Origin of the sequence: Limnobacter sp. (genome assembly GCF_046297615.1) — a bacterium.
Taxonomy (GTDB): Bacteria; Pseudomonadota; Gammaproteobacteria; order Burkholderiales; family Burkholderiaceae_B; genus Limnobacter.
In genome coordinates this window covers 501,908-528,572 of the sequence record NZ_JBKBHM010000001.1, presented here as the reverse complement: position 1 = coordinate 528,572, position 26,665 = coordinate 501,908, and the positions used below count along the sequence as shown (strand labels likewise).

Genomic DNA, 26,665 nt, shown 5'->3' with positions numbered 1-26,665 from the left:
ATAATAGGGCTTCGCCCACTCCAGCCGAGGCCCGAAGAACAATCATGGACCTGATCACCCGCATCACCCAACAATTTGACGAAAGCATCCAGGCCAAGCAAAACGCCACCGAAGAAATGGCTGGCCCCATTGCATCGGCCGTGGAGCTGATGGTGGCCACCTTGACCAATGGCGGGAAGATTCTGGCCTGCGGTAACGGCGGATCGGCCGGCGATTGCCAACACTTCGCGGCTGAACTGGTTGGTCGTTTTGAACGCGAGCGTCCAGGCTTGGCCGCCATTGCGCTGACCACCGACAGTTCTGCGCTGACGGCCATTGGCAACGATTACAGTTTCAACGAGGTGTTTTCCAAGCAGGTTCAGGCCATTGGTCAACCCGGTGACATCCTTCTGGCCATATCCACCAGCGGCAACTCCCGCAACGTGCTGATGGCCATTGAAGCGGCGCACCAACGGGAAATGACAGTCATCGCCCTGACCGGCAAAGGCGGCGGCCAAATGACCCAAGCCCTGGGCGAGAACGACCTTCACCTGTGTGTGCCCCACAACCGCACAGCCCGTATTCAGGAAATTCACTTGCTCACGATTCACTGCCTGTGTGACGGCATTGACGTGTGCCTTTTGGGAGAAGAAGACAATGCGTAGTAGCCTCCGACTGAACCACCGCCCAGCCCTTCGCAGCGCCATGGCCCTTGGCCTGTGCGCAGCATTGACTGCCCCCTTGTTGGGCGGGTGCTTCTTTGGTGCAGCCGCCGCCATCACCGCCGGCTCCATGGCCGCAGTGGACCGCCGCACCGTCGGCATTCAAGTCGAAGACCGCAGCATTCAGCTGAAGGCCGACAGCGCCATCAGCCAACGCTTTGGTGAGAATGTCCATGTGAACGCCACCGTGTACAACCGGCAAGTGCTGTTGACGGGCGAAGCCCCCGATGAAGCCACACGCAGTGCGGTGGAAGCGGCCGTGGCCAACGTGCAGAACATCCGCCTGCTGGTCAATGACATTCAGATCGGCCCCAAGAGCACCTTCTCGTCGCGTTCCAATGACGCGGTGTTGACCACCAAAGTCAAGGCCTCTCTGTTTGATGCGCAAGACCTGTTCGCCAATGCGTTCAAGATCACCACCGAAGCCGGTGCGGTGTACATCATGGGCCTGGTCACAGAACGTGAGGCCAATCGGGCCGCTCAAATCGCTTCAGGCGTCAGCGGTGTGAACCGCGTGGTGAAAGTGGTGGATACCATCACCGAACAGGACTTGACCCGCTTGACTGCCACACCCAATAACGGCAGCAACCAAGCCCCCATCAACAGCAGGCCTTAAACCATTTTTTGACGCATCAACCCCCGGGGAACACCATGAACGCCATGTTGCGCACAGTCGTTTTGGCCTTGTCGGCTTGGGTGCTGGCAGGCTGTCTGTCCAGCCAGGCGCCCCGGGTGGACTACACCACACTGACCGGGCAGGTGCTCAAGCCAGCCGATTACCAAGGCGAGGTGATGGTGGTGAATTTCTGGGCCACCAGTTGCACCACCTGCGTCAAGGAAATGCCCGCCCTCATCGACACCCACAACAAATACAAGGCCCAAGGGCTGCGCACCATTGCGGTGGCCATGAGTTACGACCGGCCGGACTACGTGATGAATTTTGCGCAGACCCGCAACCTGCCATTTGATGTGGCGCTGGACATTGACGGGAAAATTGCCAAGTCATTCGACGATGTGCGCATCACACCGACCACTTTCCTGATCGACCGCAAGGGCGCGATTGTCAAAACCTATGTGGGCGAGCCCGACTTTGCAGCCCTGCATGCGCTGATCGAAAAATCGCTGGCTAGCCCTCGCCCCATTTGAAGTCATCAATGGCCCGCCGGTCACGTTTGGTGGGCCTGGCCTTGATGTCCAGTGCAGGGTCCATCGCCAGTTTTCGGTTGGCCGCCCGTTGGGCGCGCAAGGCTTGGCTTTCAGCCGTTTCTTCATACAGTGTGCGGGCAATCGGAGCACTGCCGCGCTTGTCGGACAAGGCTTTGACCACCACCACCATCTCATCCCAACCCACTGGAATACTCAACACATCGCCCACCTGAACCGGATAAGCAGGTTTGACGCGTTCGTCATGGCATTTGACCTTGCCACCGTCCACCATCTCGGTGGCCAGGCTGCGGGTTTTGAAAAAGCGAGCCGCCCACAGCCATTTGTCCACACGCACCTTGGCACCGGGTGCGGAAAAATCCACCTTGCCGTTCGGGGTCAAGGCCACTTCAGGGCGGTGTTTGTTCTGTCGGCTCACGCTGGGGGCTCTGCAACAATTCAATGAGTTGAATTATGCCAGACCACCCCTTCAAGGCGCTGCGACACGCTCTATGGCATGAACCTCATCGGCCCCCTTGGCCAAGTACCAACCCGTCGACGCCGGGTGTAGAGCCATTTCAACCACAAACTCGGGCTGAAGGTCGTCGGCGAAGGCAGTGCCTGTACTCAGGGTGAAAATGGCGGGGTCGAAACTTTCAACCTTCAGGCCCCTGAAATGGCGCAGCATTTCAGCGTCTTTCAGGTTGGCTTTGAAGCGCGCAGTCACCGCCTTGTCAAGGCCAAAGGGCTTGTCTTCCCGGTAATCAATCACGCCTTCAATCCACAGTCGCCCAAAACACAGGGCATCGTTCTCGCCGCTGGGGCCTTTGCGAAAGTGCACCCCTTTGAGGGTTTTCAGGCCGGGGGAAGGCAGCAGCACCCAGCGGCCATCGCGGGTTTGAAGAATATCGAGCAGGCCGGACAAATCCCAAGCCTTGACTTCACGCCCCACGGCGCTGGTTTCGGGTACCTCGTCACGGGCGTATTGTTCAATGGCGGTTCCACTGGGCAGGCGGGCACACAAAGCACCGTGGCTGAGCACAAAAGTTTCTGCCCTGGCCCCTTTAAGCAGATTGCTGTCGGTCAGCATACTGCGCGGGTTACACGCGGCCAAGGCCACTGTCGCCATGGCTGCACCCATCACTGTCCTGAAAATCCGCCCCGTGTTCACACCCCGACTCCTCGCATGTAGTCATGCTTTGCCCATGGTGCAGTGTGTCAGAACCCCACTCGGGGGAATGACTTGAACACAGCGGAAAATCACCGTCATTTGCGCTCATGTTGCAGGGAACGGGGCGGCACATAACCCAGGGCCACAGCGCGCGCCTCGGCCTGCGCCGCCAAGATGGGCTGTTGGCCCGCCCGGTAGTACAAAGCGAGTTCATAGCTGGCAATCCCATTGCCCAACCCGGCCGCGTATTGCAACCAGCCTTCGTAGCGCAGCAGGCCAAGGTCTGTGTTCAGGGCTCGGTGGCTGCGGGCAATGCGGGCGGCGGCGTCTTTGTCCCCTCGTGCTGCCCGTTTCAAGTCTTCCTGGGCATTGTCCGGCGTGATGAATGAACTGCGGTACAGCTTTACATCCCGATTGCGCAACACAGCCAGTGCAGTCTCAGCGCCTTGCTTGAGCACTCGGGCTTGGGGCAGCATGGCGCTGGCGGGGTAGCGCTCCAGAAAGGTTTGGGCTTGGGCAATGACATCTGCCGGCCAAACGGCCGAACGCAGGGCCAACCAGTCGCGCTCTTCCTGGGCCAGAACCAGCCCGTCAGGGGCATCGCGCGCCTCGGGCAATACGCCAAGGTTGGCGTCCAGCGCCACCCGGATACGCGTATTGTCGGCAATGAATGGCGACTGGGCCAACTGGCGGATGGCCGCCAACGGGTGTTGGCGCATGGTGGCCTCCACGTCCTGTTTGACCACCTGCTGTTGATACATCTAGCAAACTGAGCCAGTTTTCACGTTGAAGATTGAGCCACTTGGTTGATGGTTTTTTCTTCACACAGTTGTGGATAAGTCTAAGGGCATTGATGGATCAGGGACTCCTTTCTTCGTTCTGGATCGGGTTATTGCTTTGGCCTGAGCACTGGAATTTCTGAACCTCCAACTTTGATTGCCTGTCTCCACGATATGGCAGTGATGAGTCAGGCGATCAAGAAGCGCTGTGGTCATCTTGGCGTCGCCAAACACACTGGCCCACTCAGAGAAGTTCAGATTGGTGGTGATCACCACGCTGGTTCTCTCATACAGCTTTGACAATAGATGGAAGAGTAAGGCACCGCCAGACTGAGTGAACGGCAGATAGCCCATTTCATCCAGAATCACCAGATCGACGTACATGAGCTTGTGGGCCAGCTGTCCTGCCTTACCTTGAGACTTTTCCAGCTCAAGCGCATTGACCAGTTCAACCGTTGAGAAGAACCGCACGCGTTTGCTATGAACCTTGATGGTTTCAATACCAATACTGGTTGCCAGGTGCGTCTTGCCAGTTCCCGGACCTCCAACGAAGACCACGTTGTGGGCTGATTCAATGAATTTCATCTTGTGCAGATCCCTCACCAAAGCTTCGTCGACTTGAGCTTCATCGAAGGCAAAGCCGGTCAAATCTCGATGCGCAGGGAATCTGGCGGCTCGCATCTGATAGGCCATTGACCGTACATCCCGATACGCACTCTCTGCCTTGAGCAGTTGATGCATCAGCGCCTCATGGTCCAGAGACTTCATGCGTGCCGTGCCCAAGACCTCGGGCCATGCCCCAGCCATTCCATGCAAACTCAACCCCTTCAGGGCTGCAACAACGTCATTGGACATGGTCGCCCCCCTTGTTCGGGCGCAGAGCGTCGTAGCGATGGACATCTGCTTGGGGCGGCTCAACTAGCTCAATAACCATCGGCAGTTCCTGAACCTGCTTGCCTGGCTCTTGTAAGCGGTACAGGATATTCAGCACATGCTCGCCACTGATCCGACCAGCTTGCAATGCCAACTCCACCGCCACCACAACGGGTTCCAAGCCATGCAAAGTGACAGCATTGAGGACTTTGGCCATGACACGATCGCCTCCCGGGTTCTTCAGCAGTTGCCGCTGCAACTCCAGTAAAGGCTCGGGCATGGATTTAAAGGGCGCTGCGTTGCGTAACGCCCCAGGCTTTCTCTCAATCAGGCTGATGTAGTGCGTCCAGTCGTAAATCGTCTGATCGCGTTCAAAGCTGCGCTTGAGCGTCACACATTCCCCATCAGCAGCCACAACCAGCAAATGTGCAGGGTAGGCGCGCAGGCTGACTGTGCTGTTAATCCACTCGCATGGGACGCTATACCGGTTTCGTTGGTAATGGATCAAAGATGTCGGTGAGACCAGTACAGGCTGTTCGATGTAGCCGTTAAACGGTGTTGGGCAAGGCATCAGGCGAACCTGCTCGTCTTGCCAAACATCAGCCCCTGTCAATTCCGGCCACTCTGGATGCTTGATCTCTTGCCAGGCCTTTAGACAAGCTTGCCGAACCCACACGTTCAGCTCATCGAGATCGACCCAGCGCCGTTCGCTCACCTCGCGCCAAATCCCCCGGCGTCGGTCCTGAACGTTTTTCTCAACGATGCCCTTCTCCCAACCGGCAGCGCGGTTGCAGAACTCAGCCTCGAACAGATAGTGGCCCGTCATTGACTCAAACCGAGCATTGACGCTGCGCTGCTTGCCAGGGCCAACTTTATCGACGGCGGTCTTCATGTTGTCGTAGATGCCCCGCTTGGGGATTGCGCCGAAGATCTCGAATGCCCGTGCATGGGCATCAAACAACATCTCATGTGATTGGGTGTAATACGCCACCATCACAAACGCCCGACTTGACGCCAGCTTGACATGCGCCACCTCCAGTCGTCTGCGCAGCCCCTCAATAAAGGCGTACTCACAACTCCAGTCGAACTGAAATGCCTCTCCAAGCTCATAGCTCATGGGGACGAATCCAGCATGCCGGGATTTATTAGTTTGCTCGTCACGCCAGTGCTTGCAGAACTCATACACCGGCCCCCGCGAGCCGCTGTAGCCTAGCGCCCGAACCGCTTCAAACAGCGCCTTGGTCGTGCGTCTGTCCCGTTTGCCTCGGTGGCTGTCAGCCTTGAGCCAGTTGCTCAACTGCTCCTTGTAAGGGTCAAGAATGGACTGAACTGTCACCCGCTTAGGGTACTTAGGCTCGACCATCTGGTCCACAGCCAGCCAACGAGCCGCAGTGTTGCGGGCGATCCCAAGCTTCTTAGAAGCCTCGCGCACCGACAGCCCATCTCTGCGGACCATGCGGCGTAATTTACTCAGTGTTCCCACGTTAATCACTCCTACACGCTCCTGCCCAAAAAATAAGCAGGATATGCGGTTAACGTGGCTCAAAATTCAACGTGAATTCGACTCAGATTGGCTCAGTTCTCAAAATGAATCAACACACATTGGGCTATCAGCGTGATGTACTGGGCAGGATTCAAACAATTGAGCGGACTGGGCCCAGCGGCGACCGAAGCACCGTAGCCCTCCAATATGACCCCTTGGGCCGCCCTGCCCGAATTGCCGTGGAGAACGACAGCGGCACCGGACACACCACGACGCTCTACTGGCTGGGAGCCAGCCTGCTTGCAGAACGGCGACTGGCGGATTCAACAAGGCCGGATGAAACAACCTTGTTTCTGAGCAACCCGACCAGCTTTGAGCCCTTGGCCATGGTTCGCGGCAGTGAACTTGGCCATGTACACACGGACCGGCGCGGTCAGGCGAGGGAAGTGACCGACGCGCAAGGACAAGTGGGGTGGGCGCAAAGCGCACTGTGTCATGGTCAAAGCGCTTATACCCCCGTGCGGCAATGGCCATGCGGGCTGCGAAGCCCGGGGCACCATGCGCAGGCGCAGACAGGCTTGCACCTGACCGCGGGCGGGCTGATGGACCCTTGGAGTGTCACATGGCTCAACGAGGCTGCCCCCAATGAAGCGGACGCCAGCGTTTGTACCCATGTGGCAGGGACACCCAACCCAATGAATTGGATCAACCCCACGGGTCAGTCGTGGTTGCGGCCTGGTCAATCCGTGAGTTGGGACCCTTTGGCCTCACTGCCCAATTCGCCACGCGTGGTATCGCTGAACCCAGCGCAGCAAACCTTGTGGGGCATGAGCACGCTTCCATTCCCCGGCTGCGTATTTGTTGCTTTCGGTCCAGGTCGGGTAGGGGTGGATGGTGCCCAGTATTTTGTTGAGTCCCAGGCCATGGCGCATGGCCAATACGAGTTCGGCGAGCAAGTCACCGGCATGGCTGCCTACGAGGGTAGCGCCCAATATGACATCCTTACCGGGTACGGTCAGGATTTTGACAAAACCGTGGTTTTCACCGTCGGCGATGGCCCGGTCAAGGTCGTCTAGCCCGTAGCGAACCACCTCGTAAGCAATGCCCTTGGCCTTGGCTTCGGTCTCGTTCAAACCGACCCGAGCCACTTCGGGGTCAACGAAAGTGACCCACGGAATGACTCGGTAGTCGACCTTGAATTTGCGCAGGTGTCCAAACAGGCTGTTGACAGCGGCATACCAGGCCTGATGGGCCGCCACGTGCGTGAATTGGTAGGGGCCTGCGGCATCACCGGCCACCAGAATGTTCGGGAACCGCGTTTGCAGGTACTCATTGGTTTCAATGGTGGGCTGGGCGCTGATACCCAAGGCCTCAAGGCCATACCCCTGCACACGGGGTTTGCGCCCCAAGGCACAGAGTGCATCATCAAACGGCACACGCACTTCGTGCCCGTGGTTGTCCAACACGGCCTCGCGGCCTTGAGGGTTGCTGGCGAAGGCAGTGACGCGGTGGCCGAGCAATACGGTCACTCCTTCGGTGCGCAGTTGCTCAGTCACCAACGCGGAGACTTCCTCGTCTTCACGGGCCAGCAGGCGTTCGCCCATTTCAACCAAGGTGACTGCGGAACCCAGCCGAGCGAAAGCTTGCGCGAGTTCGCACCCGATCGGCCCGCCACCCATGACAAGAAAGCGGGCTGGGGCCTGCTGGCGGCCATCCATCGCAGCCCACAGTGTGTCGCTGTTCAACACGCCAACCTCGTCCATGCCGGGTAGTTTGGGCATCAGCGGTTCGGCCCCGGTAGCCAGAACGATGTGGCGTGCGGTCAGGGTGCGGGCTTGGCCTTGCGCGTCGGCAATGCTGACTGTCCACGGGTCAATCAGACGGGCGTAGCCTTTGACCACATCCACACCAAGACTGGTGTATCGCTCGACACTGTCATGCGGCTCAATGTCGCGAATGACCTGTCGAATGCGCTTCATCACTTGGGCAAAGGGGATGTTGGGTTCGGTGGGGGCGAGCCCGAACTGGTCCGCCTTGCGCATCTGTTGAGCTAGGCGGGCACTGCGAATCAGTGCTTTGGAGGGCACGCACCCGGTGTTCAGGCAATCGCCGCCCATGTCGCGTGCCTCAATCAGGGTGACTTTGGCTTTCACGGCGGCAGCAATGTAGGCCGTCACCAAACCGGCTGCACCCGCACCGATCACAATCAGGTTACGGTCGAAGCGGTCTGGCTTGCTGTAAGGGGCGTACACGCGACGGGCCTGTAACACGGCCAACACTTTGCGGGCCAGCCAGGGAAAAACGCCGAGCAAGGCGAAGGAGGCCAACAGGCCGGGCGACACAATGCCCGAAAGGCTTTCGATGCGGGCAAGCTCGGTGCCGGCATTCACATACACGGCTGTGCCGGCCAGCATGCCCAACTGGCTGACCCAGAAAAAGGTGCGCAGGGGCATGCGGGTCAAGCCCATGAGCAGGTTGATCAGGAAGAAGGGCACTACAGGCACCAACCTGAGGGTGAACAGGTAAAAAGCCCCGTCTTTCTCAAGCCCCTGCTGAAAGCCAGAGAGCCGTTCGCCGAAGCGGGCCTGAACCACATCCCGAAGCAGATAGCGTGCGCCAAGAAATGCAAGGCTTGCACCGACGGTTGAGGCCACAGAAACGATGGCCAACCCAAGCCAAAGGCCGAACAGTGCGCCGCCTGCCAAGGTCAGGATGGCCGCCCCCGGAATGGACAAGGCTGTGACAGCCACGTAGACCAAGGCATACACGCCCGCCACCAACCAGGGCTGCTCGGCCCGCAGGGCCTGAAACCCGTCCATTCGGGCTTTCAGACTGTCCAAGGTCAGCAGGCTGGGCAAGTCTTCGGCCCAAGCCAGGATCAGCGCGGCCACCACCGCCAGCAACACCACTCGTTTGTTCATCATCCAGCCTATTCCTTATGCGGCTGGGGATGATTCCGCCAGCCCACCACGCCTGAACCATACACGCTTGGGGCGGTTTTGCGTAGCGGCCAGCACGGGCAGACGAGTGGTTTGCGGGGTCAGGCCCCCATCCAGCCCAGTGCCAAAGCGGTGGCCACGGTGGACAGACCGGTGGCCAAGTAGGTGGTGATTCGTCCAGTCATGTTGATGCTCTCCGGTAACATTTCATTCAAAACCACAAAAGCCATGGCACCAGCGGCGAAAGCCATCGAGGCCGGGGTGCCGTGGGCCCACACCTCGGACACCACGGTACCAACCGCAGCACCCACGGGCTCGACCAGACCCGTCAGAAGTGCAACAGTGGCCGCAATCGCTTTGTGCAAGCCAATGCTCCACAGTGCAGTGGCCACAATCAGCCCCTCGGGAATGTTTTGAAGCCCGATGGACAAGGCAGTACCACTGGAACCACCTGGCACGGCACCCGCGCTGGCCCCAACCGCAAACCCCTCGGGCAGGTTGTGAATGGCAATGGCCACTGTCATTAACAAGGCGGTGCGAACGGTGCTGTCGCCTGCACGGCTGAGGCCCTGAACTGGGTGCTCATGCGGCAGTGTTTGGTCCAACAAGGCCATCAGGCCATAGCCGGCGAATGCTGCTGCCAAGGCCACGTCAAGCGCTCCTTCGGTGCGCACCGCAGGCAACAGCAGGGAGACACAGGCTGCGGCGGCCATCATGCCGGCAGCAATCGCCATGAACAGGCCAAGGCCGCGCTGGTCAATTTTCCGCATCACCAGAAGGGCCAAGCCCCCCAGCCCCGTGGCTGCACCAGCGATGAGGGAATCACCCACGGCGCGGGCCTTCAACGGGTCGTTCATCACGGCGTGCAGCACATGAGACGCCCAAGGCATTACTGCCGCAATCAGGATGACAAGGCCAGAGGCTGCGATCAACAGGCCAACCACCCCACGTGCTGCGCGAGCCGCATTAAACCGTGCGGTGTGGGCAGCGTTCAGGCCAACAAGGCTGGTGACAGTCTGGAAACTCATGGGGCTCTCCACGGGGGGGTAATCGACAAGCCTCATTTTGATGGCCTTCACATGGAATGACCAACCGATTGTCTCGATGATTTCAATCGGTTTTTTAGATATCGTGTTGGTCTATTGATTGGCTTGACATGCCACATGGCAATAACTCTGGATACAATCGGCTTTTCCGATCAGCGTCGCCCCCCATGAGCAACCCGTTAACTCTTGCGTCGAACCTGTCGCTCAAGCAACTGACTTACTTGTTGGCGATTGCCGAAACCCTGAATTTCACCCGCGCGGCTGAACAATGTTTTGTCACCCAATCCACATTGAGTGGCGGGCTGGCTGAGTTAGAGCGCCAACTGGGTGTGAAGCTGGTTGAGCGGGACAGGCAACGAGTGGCGCTGACGCCGATCGGCCAGCAAGTGGTGAATCGGGCCCGGGCCCTGCTGGCGGCCAGTGTGGATTTGGTGCGGATGACTCAGGAGTCCTGCGACCCTCACCGGGGCGAGTTGCATCTGGGTGTCATTCCCACGATTGCGCCCTTTGTATTGGGCCGACTTTTGAACCTGTTGCGCAAGGCCTGTCCGGACCTGTCCGTGGCGGTGCGTGAAAGCCAGACCCATGTGCTGCTGGAGGAAGTGGGCAAAGGCGAGCTGGACGCAGCCCTGTTGGCCTTGCCCATTGATGCAGGCAAGCTGCTGACCCTGCCTTTGTTTGACGAGGTGCTTCAACTGGTGGCCCACGCCGATGACCCCATGGTCCAGCGCAAAAACCTGAAAATAGACCACATTCAGGAAGGGCAATTGCTGTTGCTGGAGAAGGGGCACTGTCTGCGGGACCATGCGCTGGCCACATGCAGCGCACAGAAGGCGGCCAGCATCGAAAGCCACAGCGTTGAAGCCACCAACCTGAGCACCATGGTGCAGTTGGTGAATGCAGGCCTGGGCTGCGCATTGCTGCCCGACATGGCCATCCGCGCCGGTATTTTGAAAGGCACCAAAACCGTGGTGCTGCCCTTGGCCAAACCAGTACCAAAACGGACAATCGCGCTCGTGACGCGCGCAAGCCACCCGCATCTGGAATTCTTGCGTGGACAAGTGCTGCCGGTGCTGATGAAATGTGACCAAAGTTAAAGCCGGTTCAACACCCACACTTGGAGGCGCCCATGTTCGGTCCCTTGGAGATTCCCGTGGCCTTGTTCACTGCCAATGCGGTGGAATGGGCCATGCACAAGTACGTACTGCATGGCTTGGGCAAGAAACCGGGCACCTTTTGGGCCTTTCATTTTCACGAACACCACAAGGTGGTTCGCCAACATGGGTATTACGACCCCAACTATCAACGTTTTCCATTGGGGCTACATGCCCAGGGCAAAGAAACCTGGGCCCTGATTGCTGCCAGCGTGGCGCTGTTGCCCGCCTTTCCCCTGGCCCCCTGGTTTGTCGGCACGCTGTGGTATTGCGCATTCAACTACTACCGCGTCCACAAGAAAAGCCACAACAACCCCGCGTGGGGCAAGCAACATGTGCCTTGGCACTATGACCACCACATGGGGCGCAACCCGGGGGCCAATTGGTGCGTCACCCGGCCTTGGTTTGATTACCTGATGGGCACCCGGGTGTTCAGTGAGCAGGGGCACCGCGAATTGAATGTGTTGGGACTTCAAGCCCTGCCCGCATGGCTGGACAAACTGCTGCCCCAACCGGGCGCCTTGGGGAAATCGGCCTGAACCGGTTCAGCGTTTGACGGGTTTCTTGGCCAGTTTGCGTTGCAGGGTGCGGCGGTGCATGTTCAGGGCCCGTGCTGTGGCCGACACGTTGCCGTCATGCTCGGCCAGCACACGGGCGATGTGCTCCCATTCCATGCGCTGCACCGACATGGGCACCAAATCGTCCGAAGGTTCAACCGGACTGTCTGCAGGCTTGACAGGTTCTGCCCCCAAACCCAAGGCGGCCAGAATTTCGTCCATCCGGGCTGGCTTGGGCAACACATTGGTGGCCCCCCACTTCATGGCCTGCACGGTGGTGGCAATGCTGGCATAACCCGTCAGCACCACCAGTGGGCCTTCGGGGCAGAGCTTGCGCAGGGGCTCCACCAGCAACAAGCCTGAATCGCTGCCCAAGTTCAGGTCGAGCACGAAGTGGGTGTATTGCCCCACTGTGGCCATGCGCAGGGCCTGGCTGCGGTCGTGGGCCAAATCCGCTGCCCAGCCATGGCGGCCAAACGCACGCTGCAGGGTTTGGGAAAACACCACGTCATCATCGATGACCAACACATGGCTCATGCCCGCGCCCCTTGAGGCCAATGCAGGGCCACACGAGCGCCACCGTTGTGGTTGCCCAGTTCCAGTTCAACCTGCCTTGCGCGAAGCACCTGCCCCATGAGGTACAGGCCCAGGCCCTGGCCGTGGACTTGGAACTGCTCGATGGGCACCGGTTTGTGGCCCAGGGTGGGCAGCAAGGCCTCGGGAAACCCGCCGCCTTGGTCGAGCACTTCAATTACCCAGCGACCTTGGCGCAACCCCAGCACCAAACGAATGGAGGCCTGGGCACCGGCCCGCTGATGGGCTTGGGCTGCATTATCAAGCACTGTGGCCAAAGCCACTGCCAAGGTGGCATGGTCCACTGGCACCAGCGCACCCTCAGCCTCGGGGGGGGTTTGGGCCAGCACTTCCTGGCCGGGGTGCAGTGTCCGCCACTCGTCGAGTTGCAGGTCCAGCCAGTGTTTGAGGCTGAGGTCCGCTGGCTCGGGCGGGCGGGAAGCCGCTTGGTCCACTTGGGTGCGCAGGGTGTTCAAGGTGCGCTGGATGGCCTCCAATTGCGCGCCCATCACCTCCAACTGCGGCCTGTGGGCAGCCAAGGCCGGGTCGGATTGAAGCTCGTCCAGCAACAACGTCAATGTGCCGGTGGGCGTACCCAGCCGGTGGGCGATGGATGCAGCCTGGCCACCCAAGGCCGACAAACGCTGGGCTTGGGACAGGGAACCCTGAGCGGCGATGAGTGCTGATTCGCGATTCTGAAGCGCATGGCTTAAACGCCAAACAAAGCCGATCAACAGGCTGACCACCAGGATGTGGTTCATCCACATGCCAAAGAGGTGGAACATGACGCCATCGGCCGGGTTGCCCAGAATCAGGGGAATGTAGTTCTGCATCAGCAGACTGTAGGCCAACACATTCAGCAAACCCAAAGCCAGCACATGGCCCAAAGGCAACAAAGTGGCCGCCACAGCCAACAAGGGCAAGTACAGGGCCACGAAGGGATTGGTGGCCCCGCCGGTGAAGTACAGGCAGAGGGAAAACGCCGTCACATCCCCAGCGATGTGCATGAAGAGTTCATTGGCGGAGGGCTGGGGCCTTCTGCCAGCGCGAACCTGCCGGTTGGCCACCCACAGCACGGCATTGAGCAGCAGTTGGCAAGCCACCACCCACAGCAAGGCACCCCACGGCACCACCACCTGCAAAAACTGGTGGGCGACGAACCACACGAGCAATTGGACACCCACGACAGTGTTGCGTATCCAAAACACCCACAGTAAACGTTCTGACACAGGGGCCCCGGGTCGACTAAGGGCTCTAGACAAAGACTTGAGATCGGTTTGCATGCCCGGTATTGTGACACCGATCTTTGATTTTTAAGACTTTTTGAGAGCATTACTGGTGGTCCGCACCGCGACAGAATGTCGCACCCCTTCCTCTGGTCATTCCCTGCTTCGCCTGCTGCTGGCTTTCTGCCTGGTCAGTCTGCTGGCTGGCTGCGCCATGGTGCAGGTGGAATCGGTGCGCCCAAAGGACTTCGTGGCCAGCAAACGGGGCGATGTGTTGACCACCGGGCAATGGAGCAACGCCACCCTCAGTGCCCTGCAAGTGCTTGGGCTGGACGAATCACGCTGTCTGAAAGACCGCAACCAGTGCCGCCAAAAACTGGTGGAGCGCGAAGGGCTGAATGACGAGCAGCGCCAATCGGCCCTGGCGGAAATCTGGCTGGATGAAGCCCTGAAACTGGACGAAGACGCCCGGCGTGACCCATTCACCCCCGAGCTTAAAACTACGGCCCGGTTGGCCCACCTGAGAGTGGTTCAGCACAGTTATGCCTACCTGTTCTTCACCCAGCGCAACCCAGCCGACCGTGCGCTGGAGGACCGACAGGCGCAGGTCAGGGACTACTACAACTACGCCACGCAGCAAGCGCTGGTGGGGTTGTTCAATGAGTCCCGTGAAGACATTGCCAAATTGATGGGTGACGACAACCAGTTTGTGCTGCCCTTCGGGCCATGGACTTTGTATGGCCGCACAGAAGGGCTGGTGCATGGGGCGGGTCTGCCCCAGGAATTGGTCAGTGCTTCTACCCTGCAGTTCAATGGCCTGCGCAACCAGTACCGCCGCGACGGGCTGGGCGCAGAGGTGGTGGCGGTGTACGCCAGGCAAGTGGCGCAAAGCAGCCGCACACCCCAACCTTGGACGGAAACGCCATTTCCGGCGGTGACACTGCTTCTGCGCTTTGAGGGCCAGACGCTGGAGGAAGTACTGGCCACCCAGCGCATCGAAGTGCTGGGCTTGGACCCGCACCGCCAACGCACCGTCACCCTGCACCGCACCCAAGTGCCCGTGGCGGGCAATTTCACAGCAGGTTACGGCCTGTGGCTGGCCCGTTCCGGCTTTGCCCGTCAAAGCTTGCTGACCCTGATTGGCCGGGGGGATGTGTTGGAATCCCCCCAGATTTACCTGATGCAGCCTTACGACCCAAACCGGAAAATTCTGGTGATGCTGCACGGCCTGGCCAGCAGCCCGGAAGCGTGGGTGAATGTGGCCAATGAAGTGCTGGGCGATGAAACCCTTCGACAAAACTTTCAGATTTGGCAGGTGTATTACCCCACCAACCTGCCGCTGGCGCTGAACAATCAGGAAATTCGGCAGGCCTTGGCGGCCACCCTCGCCCATTTTGACCCCAAGGGCAAGCACGTGGCTTCGCGGGACATGGTTCTGCTGGGCCACAGCATGGGTGGGGTGTTGGCGCGCCTGATGGTGTCGGATTCCGGCGATGAGCTGTGGAACGCGCTGATCAAGCCCCAAAACCTCAGCGAACGCCGACGCGAACGCCTGCGTGACAACCTGGGCCCTTTGTTGGTGTTCAAGCCATTGCCCTTCGTGAACCGCGCCATTTTCGTGGCCACCCCGCACCGGGGCACCGATTTCGCCGACAATCGCTTCGCGCGGTTTGTGTCCAGCCTCATCAAGCTGCCAGCCAATGTGCTGGGGCGCATCACCGAGGTGGCCCAGTTGCTGGTGGACCCCGACTCGGCCGCCCCTGTGGCCCTGAACCGGCCATTCAACAGCATCGACAATCTGAGTGACCTAGACCCCTTTGTGAATCGTTCGGCCGAGCTACCCATTTCGCCATCGGTGAAACTTCACTCCCTGATTGGCAACGACACCCCCGGCCGCCCTTTGGGCGAGAGCACGGACGGGGTGGTTCCCTACCGAAGCGCCCACCTGGAGGGCGTTGAGTCCGAGCTGGTGATTGACAGTTGGCACAGCGTTCAGGAGGACCCCGAAGCCATCGTGGAGATCCGCCGAATTCTGCGACAACACCTTGAAGAACTGGGTCTCTGACTGACATGCGTAACCCCACTGTAGACATTCTCAAGGCTCTGGCCTCACAACTGATTGTGCTGCATCACCTGATGCTGTACACCCCCATGTCCAACTCCGTGGCTGAGCTGTGGCCAGCCCTGCACGGCTTGCTGAGCAATGAAGCCCGGTATGTGGTTCAGATTTTTCTGGTCATCGGGGGCTACCTGGCCGCGAAAAGCCTCACCCGCCTTCTGAAGGAAGAGGCTGGCGGCCTGGGCCCAAAAACTGCAATCACCTTGGTTGCCCAGCGGTACTGGCGTTTGGTCAAACCATACTGGGTGGCCATTGCCGCCGCCTTGGTGCTGGGGGCCAGTGCCGCGTGGCTGGCGGGCAGCCCGATGGATGCCGAACGGCCAAGCCTGTGGCAGGTGTTGGCGCACTTGGTCTTGTTGCATGACATTGTGGGCGTACAAGCCCTGTCCGCTGGGGTGTGGTACGTGGCCATTGACCTTCAACTGTTTGCTGGCGCCGTGTTCCTGGTGTGGGCCTGCCGCCGCCTGGCCGACTCACCCATCGGCCAGTGGTGGACACCGCACACCACTTGGGTGGTGGCCGCCTCGTCCATCACGGTGTTGTCCCTGCTGTGGTGGAACACCCGGCCCGAGCTGGATGAATGGGCGGTGTACTTCGCCGGTTCCTATGGCCTGGGCGTGCTGGCCCATTGGGCAGTGGCCCACCACCGCCGCGTGTCGGTGGCCACTGCCATCGCCTTGGTGCTGGCCGCGGCGCTGTGGTTCCAGTGGCGCGAGCGCCTCTTGATCACCGGCATCACAGCCATTCTGATGATTTACAGTGACGCGCTGGCCCCAGTGCTTCGCGCGCTGAACGGGCGCTTGATGCAGGCCATGGCGGACATGTCCTATTGTGTCTTCCTGATCCATTACCCGGTGCTGGTGTTCACCAGTGCGGTGGTGTTGTGGATGGGGATTGAAAATACCGCTGCCATGGGGCTGGCCCTGCTGGCCACGTGGGCGCTGAGCATGGCCGTGGGCTGGGTCATGCACCGCTGGATTGAAGTGCAACGCTGATCAGCCCAGTGTGATTACCCCCCTATCGAGGGGATCAAGCGCAAGACTGAAGGGATAAACCATTGATGTTCAAGACATGGGTTAACAGGGCCCCCGCCAATAATGGCAGGACCTCCCCGTGTCGAGTGCATCATGAGCCAAAGCCCCATTTATGTCACCCAACCCACACTGCCTCCGCTGGCGGAGTTTGTTCCGTACCTTGAAGAAATCTGGAACAACAAGATTCTGACCAACAACGGGCCGCTGCATCAGCAACTGGAAAAAGCGCTGGGCGAGTACCTGGGGGTTCCCCACCTGTCTTTGTTTGCCAACGGCACGCTGGCCCTGATCACTGCACTGAAGGCGTTGCGCATTTCCGGCGAGGTCATCACCACGCCCTACTCCTTTGTCTGCACCTCCCATTCCCTGCTGTGGAACAACCTGCAACCGGTGTTTGTGGACATTGACCCCGACACCCTGAACCTCGACCCGCGCCGCATCGAGGAAGCCATTACCCCGCAAACCACCGCCATCTTGCCGGTGCACTGCTATGGCTTACCCGCCAACACGGCCGAAATTCAACGGATTGCGGATGTGTACGGTTTGAAGGTGATCTACGACGCTGCCCATGCCTTCGGCGTGCGCCTGCAAGGCGACAGTGTGCTCAACGCGGGCGATTTGTCAGTGCTCAGCCTGCACGCCACCAAGGTGTTCAACACCTTCGAGGGCGGGGCCATCATCTGCAAGGACGCGAAAACCAAACAACGCATCGACTACCTCAAGAACTTCGGCTTCGCCGATGAAGTCACCGTGATGGCACCGGGCATCAACGGCAAGATGAGTGAAATCAATGCCGCCATGGGCCTGCTGCAACTCAAGCATGTGGACGAAGCCTTGGCCCGGCGCATGGCCATTCAGTCGATGTACCGGGAATTGCTGGCCGAGGTGCCGGGCATCCGGATGTTGAACATCCCACACGATGTGCAGTGGAACGGCGCCTACTTTCCGGTGTTTGTTCAACCCGAATATGGCCACAGCCGAGACGCGCTGTATGCCTCGCTGCAAGGCATTGGCGTGTTCGGGCGCCGTTACTTCTACCCGCTCATCAGCAACATGCCGATGTACCGTGGATTGCCGTCGGCCCAAGCCACCAACTTGCCCCACGCACAAACCGCAGCAGACCAAGTGCTGTGCCTGCCCATCTATCCGAACCTGGCCTATAAGGATGTGGAACGCATTTGCGATCACATTGCTGCGCTGGGCCCGCAAGCCGTGGCTGCGGTGAACAACACATTGGCGACTGAGCCTGCCTCGACAGCCACGCCGGCAGCAAGCATCCCCAACAGGGAGCCCCTGCATGGCTAAGGTGTTGCTGGTTGACACCAATTTTTCATCGGTGCCGATGGTGTCGCACTTGCGGCGCGCTGGCCACGATGTCTGGATTTGCGGTGGCAACCCACAGGCATTCATGGCCAAAGCCGACCCGAATTACATCGAATTGAATTACGCCGACACAGCGGCGTTGGCCCGCTTGGTGGAGCACCACGGTTTCGAGGTGTTGGTGCCTGGCTGCACGGATGTGTCTTACCTGAGCTGTGCGCGGATCAACGATCATGGTCGGTTCAAAGGCATCGACCCGTGGGACACCACGGTGAAGCTGCACAACAAATCACGATTCAGAGCGGTGTGCGAAGAACTGGGCCTGTCCAGCCCACGAACCTACACCGAAGACGCGGCACCCACCACACCCTTGATTGTCAAGCCGGTGGACGGCTACAGCGGCCGTGGTATCACCGTGCTTCAAACCCCCTCCGCCAGCAGCCTGAAGGCCGCGGTTGAACAAGCCAGGCTAGCCAGCAAAGACGGCCACGCCGTGATTGAAGACCATGTGAGCGGACAACTGCACAGTTATTCCTGCTTCTTGCATCACCAACGGGTGGTGGCCTGCTGGACAGTGATTGAGCACGGTTCAGCCAACCCCTTCGTGGTGGACACCAGCCATGTGCTGGACCATGAAGAGCCTGCGCTGACGCAGGCCCTGACCTTGGAAGTGGAGCACCTGGCTGCCGCACTGCAATTGAAGGACGGTCTGCTGCATGGCCAATTCATTCGCACCCGCAACGGCTTTGTGTGGGTGGAAATGACCCGCCGTTGCCCTGGCGACCTGTACAGCCAACTCATTGAACTGTCCACGGGTTACCGCTATGCAGCCAACTACGCCAAAGCCTTTCTGGGCGATACGCTGGACCGGGTTATGGAACACCGGCCCCCTCAACCCGTGTTGCGGCACACCGTGAGCGTGCCTGCACCACTCACGCTAGACCACGTGGAATACCTCGTGCCCTTGAGGGTGGCCCGTTGGGTGCCCTTGAGCAGCCATGGAGACCGCCTTCAGGCCAGCCCGGCAGGGCGCATCGGGGTCATGTTCATTCGCGCAGATTCCAACCGTGAGCTGGGTGCACTTAGCCTGGCCGCCCGCCAACGCTCGCTTTACCGAGTCATCGACATGGAGGCCTGACCATGCACAGCCCCCGATCCCCCTTTGCCAAAGCAGTCGATTCCGCCATCAAAGGCAGCCACACGGATGCTGCACGAAACAACTGGGTCAAAGACTGGTTGAACCCGGGCCTTGCCCACCCACGCTTTGCTGTAGGGCGCAATGCGGAAAGCCTGGCCTTGAACAAGCATGTGCCCTTGAGTGGCATTCTGGATGACCGCCACGCCGGGCAGGTGTGGGAAGGCATTCCACTGGTGTCTTTCAAGGAAGCCCCGCCAGACGCGTGGGTGATGAACTGCGCCACCTCCATTGCGCCTGTGGATGTGGAACTGGCCCTGGCCCGCCAACCATTTGAACGCGTGTTGCGCCTGAGTGATTGCCTGGCCCAGCCCAATTGCCCCACTGCCCTGCTCCCGAATTTTGTCAGCGACCAGCACCAGGAACTGAGCCGACACATGCCTGCGTGGGAAGCGCTGTACAAGCGGCTGGCTGACGATGCATCGCGGCAGGTGTTGCTCGATGCGTGTCGCTTCCGGCTGACTGCCGACCCCAGCTACATGAACAATTACTCGGTGCGCCTGGCTGAACAGTACTTTGAACCATTCCTGCAGTTTCACGAAGACGTGTTTGTGGATGCCGGTGCCTTTGACGGGGACACCACCGAACTGTTTTGTATGCATGCCCCCACCTATCGGCGGGTGTATCTGATCGAGCCTTCCGCGCGCAACATGGCCGCAGCCCGCAAACGCCTGGCCCACCACAGCGACATCGTGTTCATTCAAACAGGCTTGTCTGACCAAGCCGGTGAACTTGCTTTTGACCCTGACGCAGGCTCAGCCAGCTCAGTCAGCGGGGAAGGCAAGGAACGCATACTGGTGGACACCTTGGACACACTGATCCCCGAGCCCGCCACCTTCATCAAAATGGACCTGGAAGGCTGGGAGCTTAAAGCGCTGGCCGGCAGCGCCAACCACATCCGCCAACACAAGCCTGCACTGGCCATTGCGGTGTACCACCAAGCCAGTCATTTCCGTGAGGTGCTGGACTTTGTGCTGAACCTGCACCCGGACTACAAAGTTCGCCTTGGCCACTACACCCAAGGCTGGTCTGAAACCGTGATGTATTTCACCGAGGAGTAAGCCATGGCACGTGCATTGAAAGTTGGCATGATCGGTGGCGGCGTGAATTCCGCCGTGGGGCGGGTGCATGAACTGGCCTTGCGCATGGACCACGCCTTTGAATTGGTGGCTGGCTGCTTTAGTCGCGACCCTGAATTCAACACCACCAGTGGCGAACACTACGGCCTGCCAAGTAGCGCCGTTCACCGCAGCGCCGAGCACCTGATTGAGGCCCGCGCCGGGGAACTGGATGCAGTAGTTATCGCCACACCCATCGATTCCCACGCCGATTACATTCACCTGGCGCTGGACCATGGCCTCACCGTAATCTCCGACAAGCCCCTGCTGGCCAATGTGGCCCAGGGCCGCGAGTTGTTGCGCCGCGTTCAACCCGACACCTGTCAGGTGTTTTCCATCTTCAATTACACCGGCTACCCGGCGGTTCGTGAAATGCGCAGCCGCATTGCACAGGGCCAACTGGGCACCGTGTTCAAAGTGATGGTGGAAATGCCGCAAGACAGTTACATACGGCTAAAGAACCAACAGAAAACCTCGGCCATTCAAGACTGGCGCTTGCGTGATGGCGACATCGCCTGCGTGTCGCTGGACCTGTTCGTGCACCTGCACAGCCTGGTGAGTTTTCTGTGCCGGGAAACACCACGGAAAGTCACGGCATGGTCGCGCGCCATTTCGCAGGTGGCCCCAGGGTTGATCGACGAAGTAGACGCCGTGCTTGAGTACACCAACAACCTGATGGTGAACGCCTGGTATGGGAAGGCTGCGCTTGGCCACCGCAATGGCTTGCGGGTTCGTGTGCTGGGCACCGAAGGCAGCCTGGAATGGTTTCAGGAAGAACCGGAATTGATCCGCATGGCCGACGCACAGGGCAACCGCATGACCCTGGACCGCATCACCACCGATTCCTCCATCACCCCGCAAGGGCGTTATCAGCGGTTTAAGGCAGGGCACCCCTCTGGCTTCATCGAGGCCTTTGCCAACTACTACACCGACATCGCACAGGCCATCCACGCACAGGCCCTCAACGAATACACCTTGTCAGTGGGCGTTGCTGTGGAAGGGCTTGAGGTGGCGCAGGCCATCGCACAATCATCACGCCTTGGGCAAACCATCGAACTGGCCACCCACACATCGCCCACAGGTACACCCATCCACAGGAGCATCCCCGCATGAATGCCCGTCACCAATCCCACATTCACGCCATTCGCCCCAAGGTGCTGTTCAAGGCCATTGAGGAGCGGTTCCCCGGACAGAACATCGGCTTCACGGTCAATATTCCCAGCCCGGACATCGGCGGCATGACACTGCTGGAAAGCAGTGTGCTCGTCAGTCTGGCGCGCTTGACAGGCGCCCTGCGCTTCTTTGAGTTCGGCACCTTCATGGGTGCCACCACCTTGCTGCTGGCGCAGAACTCGCCCGCCGAGGCCCAAGTGGTCACCGTGGACATTGGTCATGTCGAAGCCACTGCAGCCGACAACGCCGAAGGCGTACTGCGCGACGGCAATGTGAATGACGCCTACCTGCGCCAAACCTTCGGCGCACAAGGCGCGCGCTGCCTGACCCGTGCCGATGCAGACACCCGGGCGAAAGTCACCCAGATGTTTCAGGACAGCACCACACTGGATGTGCAGCAGCAAGGGCTGGCCAAACGGTTCGACTTCATTTTCATTGACGGTGGGCACCAGTACGACATTGTACGCAGCGACACCGAGAAGGCTTACGACATGGCCAGCGAGAACGCAGTGATTGTTTGGCACGACTATGCGTCCAACATTCACGCCGACGTCACTCACTTCCTGCAACGCCACAGCCAGAACCACCACTTGGTGCATGTTGAAAACACCATGCTGGTGTTTGAACTGCTGGGCAAACACCGCCGATTGATTGGGGCCTGAATGCCATGACAAGGGCCACACTGGACCACGCCACGCTGAAACACCTGAGCCGCCGCAATAACGCCGCCAGCGTTTGGCGTTTGGCGGTTCATGTGGGCGCTTGGCTGGCAACAGGCACGGCTGTCGCCAGTTTGACTCTGTCCGGCCACTGGTGGGCCTGGTTGCTGGCGGTGCCTGTGTTGATGCTGCACGGCTGCATCACCACCTTTTTCGGCTATGCGGGCTTGGGGCACGAGCTGCACCATGGCACGGTGTTCAGCTCGCAGGCCTTGAACCGCGCCCTGTTTCAAGTGGTGTCATTCCTCACGTGGAACAACCCGGTGTACTTCAGGGCCAGCCACAGCATTCACCACCGCCACACCCTTGAGGCGGGCAAAGACCACGAAGTGAACCCAGCGCCCTACCCTTTGCTTGAGCAATGGTGGCGTTACGCCTTTGTGGACTGGGCCGCCCTGCAGCGTGCCTTTCACATTTACAAAGACAATGCCACCGACCACGTACGTGGCCCCTTCGGTGAACAGGCCTTCCGGCGTGGCACACCCGCACGCAGTGCACTGGTGGGCACGGCGCGCTGGCACGTGGGCATTCACTGCGGCCTGGCTGTCGCAGCACTTGCTGTGGGCTTCTGGCCCTGGGTGCTGCTGGTCACGCTGGCGCCCTTCATCTGCACCTGGCCGAACCGCGTACTGGCCAAATTGCAGCACAGCCGTTGCGAACGCGTTGATGATTATCGACACAACAGCCGCACTGTGCTGCTGCCCGCCTGGCTCGCCTTGTTCTACTGGAACATGAACTACCACATTGAACACCACATGTACCCCGCAGTGCCCTATTGCAAGCTGCCCGCCCTTCGGGAAGCCCTGCTGAGCCAACTACCCCACACCGAGGCGGGCCTTCGCCCCCACTGGGACAGCCTGCGCATGCCCAACACCCCACCCCGCACAAGGCCTTTGAACCATGAACGCGCTTGAAGAACAGATTCAGACCACTTACCAAGAACTGGACAGCGAGCTGACTCAAGTGGAAGAGGCCCTCTACCTGCGCCGCCAGGCGCCCGGGCCCTTTCTGCAAGCCTTGGGTAAACTGGTGAACCGCTGTGAACAAAAACCTTACGCCAACCTGCTTCAACTGGACATTCAAGGCACGGTGGAACTGTGCACACGTCTGGCTGGCCTGTATGCGCACGTGCTCACCAACCTGACTGACAAGCTGACATTCAATGAGGTGTTTCACCTCACCCTGCAGAAACGCTTCATGACCCAGGTGTTTGAAGTGTCGGGCTACCGGTCCAGCCAATTTGCCCGCCGCCTGCTGCTGGCCAAAGGCCGCGAGAAAAAAACCCGCGAATTCACCGACAACCCCGGCCTGCTTCGGGCCACCTTGCTGGGCACCGTGAATGAAGTGGACACCGAAGACTTGGTGGCGCTAAGCCTGGAGGACAGCGAGACCGCGGCCATGCTGTGCATCGGGCTGTTGCTGGATCGTTTGCCCTTGTCCGTCACTGGCGAAGCCAGCCGGAATTACCTGCTGGAAAACGGCACCGTGTTCAATCACCTTCGGCCGCTGGAACATTACGCCGCTGTGGTAGCCAATGTGTGGATGCTGTGCAGCTACGCCAGTTCACCCCAGAAGCACGAGGTCAAGAAACACCTGAACCAATGGTTCCAACGCCTGCACAAAGCCAAAGGCATTGCCCCCAAACCAGCAGGCAGTGTGGCCCAGCCGGGCAATGTGGACAACAAACCCGTGATGGCCGTGGTGGCGGAAAGTTTCACCTCAGTACATGCCATGTACCGCTGGTATGCCCCCATCATCCGTGAACTGAAAAAGGACTTTTTCATGGTGCTGGTCGCCTTGCGTGGTGACGTGGACGACACCTCCATGGCCCTGTTCGACCGCTACATCGAAGTGCCCGCTGGCGATGAAATGAACCTGCAACCGGTGCTGAACCAATGCACCCCCGATGTGGCTTATTTCACCAGCGTGGGCATGCGTGCATGGGGCATCTCCATAGCCAACCTGCGTTGGGCGCCTTTGCAGGTGATGAGCTTTGGCCACCCGGCCTCCACCCACAGCCCGCACATGGACGTGGCCTTCATCAACACCCGCACGGTGGTGGACACCGGTGTGGTTCAGGAAAACATGCTGGTGCTGGACAGTGAAATCGGCAGCCTGATCGAGAAACACGTGCAGCTGGACCAAGTGCCCACTGCACAACTGGCCAGCGACTGTGTGCACATTGCCGTGCCGTGCAATGCCATGAAACTGAACCTGCATTTTGTGACGGCGCTGAAGGAAATCGAACGGCTTGCCGAAAAGCCCGTGCGCTTCACCTTTTTCCCCAACGAATACGGCGTGTCGCATTTGTCTGCGGAACGGCGCCTGAAGGCCCACTTCCCCAACGCACTGGTGGCACGGCGCACCACGTACACCGAGTACCTGACTCTGCTGTCGCACCACCACATGGCCCTCAGCCCCTTCCCGTTTGGCAACGCAACCTCCACCATCGACTGCCTGCTGCTGGGCCTGCCCGTGGTGGCTTGGCTGGGTGAGGAGCCCCATTCACGCAGCGACTATGACGTGCTGGCCGCCTTTGAACTTGAAGACTATTGCGTGGCCACGAGTGTCGACAATTATGTGCAGGGCGCGGCACGCTACATCAACACGCCAGAATTGCTGGACGAACTGCGCACATTGATCCGCAGCAAAAACTTTCTGGAACGGCACTCGCAAGATGAGAACCCACTGAGCCAGGAATTCTGCAAAGCCCTGAAATGGGCCTACGCCAACCCAAAAGCCGTGCAGAATCCACGCGGGCTGGCTTATACGCCGGATGGCCGCTGGTAAAAAAAACGGCGCAGGTGACTGCGCCGTTAGCTTGGCTTGATTGTCTCCACCCATTCAGGTTGCCAGGCAACCCGTCGGGTGTCTTCTTGGTTTTATTCGGTCAGCGGCCCATGCGGCGCAAGGCAGCTTGGGAGAAATCACCAGTTTCGTACTTCTTGCCGAACTCGGGCAACTTCTCTTCGTTGGTCAGTGCGTTCACCAGATAACGGCGAGACTGCAAGTCATACAGTACCTCACCAGACGCGCCAAAGGTAGGCACATAGGGGATCTGGGTACCGAAGATTTCACGGATACGCCACAACTGGCCACGAGAGTCGTACTGGTCGGCGTGGAGAATCGCCCAGGAGTCCTCATCAATGTAGAACACGCGCTTGGCGTAAATGTGGCGTTTGCCCGGCTTCAGGTTGGCCTCAACAACCCATACACGGTGCAGCTCGTAGCGCAGCAAGTCAGCGTTGATGTTGGTTTTGCCAATGATCTGGGTGTACTTCAGGCTGCGGTCGGCCAGCTTGGAGTTGTTGTAGGCCACGATCATTTCGCGTTTGCCGACCAGTTTCCAGTCGTAGCGGTCGGGTGCACCGTTGAAGCCGTTCAGGTCGTCGTTGGTCCGCAGGCCGTCCGCACCAATCCCTGGGCTGTCGTAGGCCAGTTCTGGGGCACGAATCACGCGGCGCTGCCCGGGGTTGTACTGCCAGGCCAAGCGGGGTTCTTCCACCTGGTTGATGGGCTCGTGCACCAAGGCCACTTCACCGGCCGAGTTGGCAGGCGCGGTGATCTGGTTCATGAAGTACAGAATGCGATTGGGCTCCGGGTTGTCCATGTAGGACGCCCACGAAATGGTTTCAATCCGCTTACCGGCTGTGAAAGTGCCGTCTGACTGCACAGGGAAGTCGGCGGAGTAACGGGTCACAGAACCACCGAGGTCACGGAAAATGTGGTTCCAGATCACCTCAATACCGCTCTTGGGCACAGGGAACGGAATGTTGGACTTCTTGATGCCGGTCAGGCCGTTGCCGCCTTCAACAAGTTTCACACTGGCCGCTTCAGCCTTCGCGTTGTCATACACGCTCTGGCGGTAAGCGGCCGTGCGGCGTGTGGGGTATACAGTGATTTTGTAAGTGGGGTAGCGGCGCATCAGCTCCATCTGGCCGGGGGCCAGGTTGGCTTTGTACTGCTCCATATTGGCGGCTGTGATGGTGTACAGCGGCTTGTCGTCCGAAAACGGATAGGTCGAGAACTTGTTGACGTCAAAGCCTGCTGGGGGCTTGGCGATACCGCCGGTCCACTCAGGAATGGTGCCCGCGGCATTGCCTTTTTTCTCGGCGCCCACGGGGGTGAGGGACTTGCCCAATTCATCCAGGCTCTGGCTGTGGGCAGCGCCCATGGCCAAGGTCAGCGCAGCGGCCAACAGGCCCGTGCGAACGGGTTGGGTAAAACGGATCAGCATGCCTTGTGTCTCCTGTCGATTTTGGTTTAATTCTTTTCTGTGTCAGATACTGAACGGTAACTCAAACGGATGCAAGCCCCATGCCTCTGAGTGTCGGCTGCTCGA

At 59.5% G+C, this 26,665-nt stretch carries 23 protein-coding genes and 1 pseudogene; 14 read left to right on the top strand and 10 right to left on the bottom strand.

Going from position 1 to position 26,665, the window contains the following annotated elements; genetic code table 11:
* Window positions 1–44: 44 nt before the first annotated feature.
* The 3 genes from ACK4FF_RS02385 to ACK4FF_RS02375 are packed head-to-tail and all read left to right on the top strand — an operon-like array spanning window position 45 to window position 1,847.
* Entirely contained in the window at window positions 45–644 is a 600-nt protein-coding gene (locus ACK4FF_RS02385; RefSeq protein ID WP_409704209.1) for a phosphoheptose isomerase, read from the top strand.
* Window positions 637–1,317 (top strand): BON domain-containing protein, encoded by a 681-nt coding sequence (locus tag ACK4FF_RS02380; RefSeq protein WP_409704207.1) that lies wholly within the window; start codon window positions 637–639, stop codon window positions 1,315–1,317. The genes ACK4FF_RS02385 and ACK4FF_RS02380 overlap by 8 nt, the downstream gene beginning before the upstream one ends.
* Window positions 1,318–1,352: 35 nt before the next feature.
* Window positions 1,353–1,847, top strand: a complete 495-nt coding sequence (locus ACK4FF_RS02375) for a peroxiredoxin family protein (protein WP_409704205.1) — start codon at window positions 1,353–1,355, stop codon at window positions 1,845–1,847.
* On the opposite strand, the gene ACK4FF_RS02370 is transcribed toward ACK4FF_RS02375, so the two are convergent.
* From ACK4FF_RS02370 to ACK4FF_RS02340, 7 genes are all read right to left on the bottom strand, one after another.
* Complete coding sequence (locus ACK4FF_RS02370) at window positions 1,828–2,253, bottom strand: RNA-binding S4 domain-containing protein (protein ID WP_409704833.1); 426 nt, start codon at window positions 2,251–2,253, stop codon at window positions 1,828–1,830. The genes ACK4FF_RS02375 and ACK4FF_RS02370 overlap by 20 nt on opposite strands.
* Before the next feature lie 81 nt (window positions 2,254–2,334).
* Window positions 2,335–3,015, bottom strand: coding sequence for a hypothetical protein (locus tag ACK4FF_RS02365; RefSeq protein WP_409704203.1), 681 nt, complete (start codon window positions 3,013–3,015; stop codon window positions 2,335–2,337).
* A gap of 95 nt (window positions 3,016–3,110) precedes the next feature.
* Window positions 3,111–3,776: a hypothetical protein gene (locus ACK4FF_RS02360; RefSeq protein WP_409704201.1), complete on the bottom strand. Its 666-nt coding sequence runs from the start codon at window positions 3,774–3,776 to the stop codon at window positions 3,111–3,113.
* Window positions 3,777–3,836: 60 nt separating this feature from the next.
* Window positions 3,837–4,649 carry an IS21-like element helper ATPase IstB gene (istB, locus tag ACK4FF_RS02355; RefSeq protein ID WP_409704199.1) on the bottom strand — a complete coding sequence of 271 codons (813 nt, stop codon included), beginning with the start codon at window positions 4,647–4,649 and terminating at the stop codon, window positions 3,837–3,839.
* Window positions 4,639–6,150: an IS21 family transposase gene (gene istA / locus ACK4FF_RS02350; protein ID WP_409704197.1), complete on the bottom strand. Its 1,512-nt coding sequence runs from the start codon at window positions 6,148–6,150 to the stop codon at window positions 4,639–4,641. The genes istB and istA overlap by 11 nt, the downstream gene beginning before the upstream one ends.
* A 767-nt stretch (window positions 6,151–6,917) precedes the next feature.
* Entirely contained in the window at window positions 6,918–9,074 is a 2,157-nt protein-coding gene (locus tag ACK4FF_RS02345; RefSeq protein ID WP_409704195.1) for an FAD-dependent oxidoreductase, read from the bottom strand.
* Window positions 9,075–9,190: 116 nt separating this feature from the next.
* Window positions 9,191–10,117, bottom strand: coding sequence for a ZIP family metal transporter (locus ACK4FF_RS02340; RefSeq protein WP_409704193.1), 927 nt, complete (start codon window positions 10,115–10,117; stop codon window positions 9,191–9,193).
* 185 nt (window positions 10,118–10,302) lie between these two features.
* On the opposite strand from ACK4FF_RS02340, the gene ACK4FF_RS02335 reads away from it, so the two are divergent.
* Complete coding sequence (locus tag ACK4FF_RS02335) at window positions 10,303–11,232, top strand: hydrogen peroxide-inducible genes activator (RefSeq protein WP_409704191.1); 930 nt, start codon at window positions 10,303–10,305, stop codon at window positions 11,230–11,232.
* 32 nt (window positions 11,233–11,264) lie between these two features.
* Window positions 11,265–11,828, top strand: coding sequence for a hypothetical protein (locus ACK4FF_RS02330; protein WP_409704189.1), 564 nt, complete (start codon window positions 11,265–11,267; stop codon window positions 11,826–11,828).
* 6 nt (window positions 11,829–11,834) lie between these two features.
* Here ACK4FF_RS02330 and ACK4FF_RS02325 read toward each other — a convergent pair whose 3' ends face one another.
* Together ACK4FF_RS02325 and ACK4FF_RS02320 are read right to left on the bottom strand one after the other, a co-directional pair.
* Window positions 11,835–12,383 (bottom strand): response regulator transcription factor, encoded by a 549-nt coding sequence (locus tag ACK4FF_RS02325; RefSeq protein ID WP_409704187.1) that lies wholly within the window; start codon window positions 12,381–12,383, stop codon window positions 11,835–11,837.
* Window positions 12,380–13,648, bottom strand: coding sequence for an ATP-binding protein (locus tag ACK4FF_RS02320; protein WP_409704185.1), 1,269 nt, complete (start codon window positions 13,646–13,648; stop codon window positions 12,380–12,382). Before ACK4FF_RS02320 ends, ACK4FF_RS02325 begins: the two co-directional genes overlap by 4 nt.
* Window positions 13,649–13,757: 109 nt before the next feature.
* On the opposite strand from ACK4FF_RS02320, the gene ACK4FF_RS02315 reads away from it, so the two are divergent.
* From ACK4FF_RS02315 to ACK4FF_RS02275, 9 genes and pseudogenes are all read left to right on the top strand, one after another.
* Complete coding sequence (locus ACK4FF_RS02315; RefSeq protein ID WP_409704183.1) at window positions 13,758–15,710, top strand: esterase/lipase family protein; 1,953 nt, start codon at window positions 13,758–13,760, stop codon at window positions 15,708–15,710.
* Between the two features lie 5 nt (window positions 15,711–15,715).
* Complete coding sequence (locus ACK4FF_RS02310) at window positions 15,716–16,759, top strand: acyltransferase family protein (protein WP_409704181.1); 1,044 nt, start codon at window positions 15,716–15,718, stop codon at window positions 16,757–16,759.
* Between the two features lie 132 nt (window positions 16,760–16,891).
* A pseudogene (locus ACK4FF_RS02305) lies at window positions 16,892–17,992 on the top strand (DegT/DnrJ/EryC1/StrS family aminotransferase); the annotation flags it as partial.
* A 103-nt stretch (window positions 17,993–18,095) separates the two neighbouring features.
* Entirely contained in the window at window positions 18,096–19,256 is a 1,161-nt protein-coding gene (locus tag ACK4FF_RS02300; RefSeq protein WP_409704179.1) for an acetyl-CoA carboxylase biotin carboxylase subunit family protein, read from the top strand.
* 2 nt (window positions 19,257–19,258) lie between these two features.
* Complete coding sequence (locus tag ACK4FF_RS02295) at window positions 19,259–20,374, top strand: FkbM family methyltransferase (protein ID WP_409704177.1); 1,116 nt, start codon at window positions 19,259–19,261, stop codon at window positions 20,372–20,374.
* 3 nt (window positions 20,375–20,377) lie between these two features.
* Complete coding sequence (locus tag ACK4FF_RS02290; RefSeq protein ID WP_409704175.1) at window positions 20,378–21,544, top strand: Gfo/Idh/MocA family protein; 1,167 nt, start codon at window positions 20,378–20,380, stop codon at window positions 21,542–21,544.
* Window positions 21,541–22,266: a class I SAM-dependent methyltransferase gene (locus ACK4FF_RS02285; RefSeq protein ID WP_409704173.1), complete on the top strand. Its 726-nt coding sequence runs from the start codon at window positions 21,541–21,543 to the stop codon at window positions 22,264–22,266. The genes ACK4FF_RS02290 and ACK4FF_RS02285 overlap by 4 nt, the downstream gene beginning before the upstream one ends.
* Window positions 22,267–22,271: 5 nt before the next feature.
* Window positions 22,272–23,237, top strand: coding sequence for a fatty acid desaturase (locus ACK4FF_RS02280; protein WP_409704171.1), 966 nt, complete (start codon window positions 22,272–22,274; stop codon window positions 23,235–23,237).
* Window positions 23,224–25,113 carry a hypothetical protein gene (locus ACK4FF_RS02275; protein ID WP_409704169.1) on the top strand — a complete coding sequence of 630 codons (1,890 nt, stop codon included), beginning with the start codon at window positions 23,224–23,226 and terminating at the stop codon, window positions 25,111–25,113. The genes ACK4FF_RS02280 and ACK4FF_RS02275 overlap by 14 nt, the downstream gene beginning before the upstream one ends.
* 100 nt (window positions 25,114–25,213) lie before the next feature.
* Here ACK4FF_RS02275 and ACK4FF_RS02270 read toward each other — a convergent pair whose 3' ends face one another.
* Window positions 25,214–26,560: a DUF1329 domain-containing protein gene (locus ACK4FF_RS02270; RefSeq protein WP_409704167.1), complete on the bottom strand. Its 1,347-nt coding sequence runs from the start codon at window positions 26,558–26,560 to the stop codon at window positions 25,214–25,216.
* Between the last annotated feature and the right edge of the window lie 105 nt (window positions 26,561–26,665).

Coding starts and splice junctions, on each gene's coding strand:
- ACK4FF_RS02385 (WP_409704209.1), top strand. CDS start 45: ATGGACCTGATCACCCGCATCACCCAACAATTTGACGAAAGCATCCAG.
- ACK4FF_RS02380 (WP_409704207.1), top strand. CDS start 637: ATGCGTAGTAGCCTCCGACTGAACCACCGCCCAGCCCTTCGCAGCGCC.
- ACK4FF_RS02375 (WP_409704205.1), top strand. CDS start 1,353: ATGAACGCCATGTTGCGCACAGTCGTTTTGGCCTTGTCGGCTTGGGTG.
- ACK4FF_RS02360 (WP_409704201.1), bottom strand. CDS start 3,776: ATGTATCAACAGCAGGTGGTCAAACAGGACGTGGAGGCCACCATGCGC.
- istB (WP_409704199.1), bottom strand. CDS start 4,649: ATGTCCAATGACGTTGTTGCAGCCCTGAAGGGGTTGAGTTTGCATGGA.
- ACK4FF_RS02345 (WP_409704195.1), bottom strand. CDS start 9,074: ATGATGAACAAACGAGTGGTGTTGCTGGCGGTGGTGGCCGCGCTGATC.
- ACK4FF_RS02340 (WP_409704193.1), bottom strand. CDS start 10,117: ATGAGTTTCCAGACTGTCACCAGCCTTGTTGGCCTGAACGCTGCCCAC.
- ACK4FF_RS02335 (WP_409704191.1), top strand. CDS start 10,303: ATGAGCAACCCGTTAACTCTTGCGTCGAACCTGTCGCTCAAGCAACTG.
- ACK4FF_RS02330 (WP_409704189.1), top strand. CDS start 11,265: ATGTTCGGTCCCTTGGAGATTCCCGTGGCCTTGTTCACTGCCAATGCG.
- ACK4FF_RS02325 (WP_409704187.1), bottom strand. CDS start 12,383: ATGAGCCATGTGTTGGTCATCGATGATGACGTGGTGTTTTCCCAAACC.
- ACK4FF_RS02310 (WP_409704181.1), top strand. CDS start 15,716: ATGCGTAACCCCACTGTAGACATTCTCAAGGCTCTGGCCTCACAACTG.
- ACK4FF_RS02300 (WP_409704179.1), top strand. CDS start 18,096: ATGGCTAAGGTGTTGCTGGTTGACACCAATTTTTCATCGGTGCCGATG.
- ACK4FF_RS02295 (WP_409704177.1), top strand. CDS start 19,259: ATGCACAGCCCCCGATCCCCCTTTGCCAAAGCAGTCGATTCCGCCATC.
- ACK4FF_RS02290 (WP_409704175.1), top strand. CDS start 20,378: ATGGCACGTGCATTGAAAGTTGGCATGATCGGTGGCGGCGTGAATTCC.
- ACK4FF_RS02285 (WP_409704173.1), top strand. CDS start 21,541: ATGAATGCCCGTCACCAATCCCACATTCACGCCATTCGCCCCAAGGTG.
- ACK4FF_RS02280 (WP_409704171.1), top strand. CDS start 22,272: ATGACAAGGGCCACACTGGACCACGCCACGCTGAAACACCTGAGCCGC.
- ACK4FF_RS02275 (WP_409704169.1), top strand. CDS start 23,224: ATGAACGCGCTTGAAGAACAGATTCAGACCACTTACCAAGAACTGGAC.
- ACK4FF_RS02270 (WP_409704167.1), bottom strand. CDS start 26,560: ATGCTGATCCGTTTTACCCAACCCGTTCGCACGGGCCTGTTGGCCGCT.